Genomic DNA, 532 nt, shown 5'->3' with positions numbered 1-532 from the left:
CGTAGGTCCTTGGATGAGCCTAGACGCAAAAGGTGAAGGAATGATCGACGGGGCCGAGGCAATCCGGAAGCTGGCGTTGAACGTTGCCCGCTACACCGGTCTCGCTCCGCTGGCGAGGCCGTTTGTCGGCGGCATCGGTGCCATCTTGATGTTGCATCGCGTGACCGCGACGCCCGAGAAGCCGAACAGCGTCAATCGCCATCTGAACATCGCCCCTGCCTTCCTCGACAAGCTGATCGCCGACATGAAGGACAGGGGCTATGCCTTTGTTGCCCTTGATGAAGCGGTCAAACGCATCGGGGCGGGCGGCAAACACGGCCAGTTCGCCACCATCACCGCCGACGATGCCTATCGCGACAACATGACGGAGGCGCTGCCGGTATTGGAGAAGCACGGTGCGCCGATCACCATCTATGTCGCGCCCGGCCTGATCGACGGTGCGGTCGACCTGTGGTGGGACGTCATCGAGGGTATCGTCGACACCGGCTCGCACCTGACGCTGAAGACGAAGAGAGGATCGACGGTCGTCGAT

At 62.0% G+C, this 532-nt stretch carries 1 protein-coding gene; it reads left to right on the top strand.

The genetic code is table 11. The features are described 5' to 3' along the window. Positions 1-40: 40 nt before the first annotated feature. Positions 41-532 (top strand): polysaccharide deacetylase family protein (locus EOA60_RS36610; protein WP_164899954.1); only part of this gene is annotated, 492 nt, incomplete at its 3' end.

Source organism: Mesorhizobium sp. M1A.F.Ca.IN.020.06.1.1 (assembly GCF_004023265.1).
In the GTDB taxonomy this organism is placed as follows: Bacteria; Pseudomonadota; Alphaproteobacteria; order Rhizobiales; family Rhizobiaceae; genus Mesorhizobium.
The sequence above is the reverse complement of the archived record's forward strand: the minus strand, read 5'-3'. Positions and strand labels throughout refer to the sequence as shown.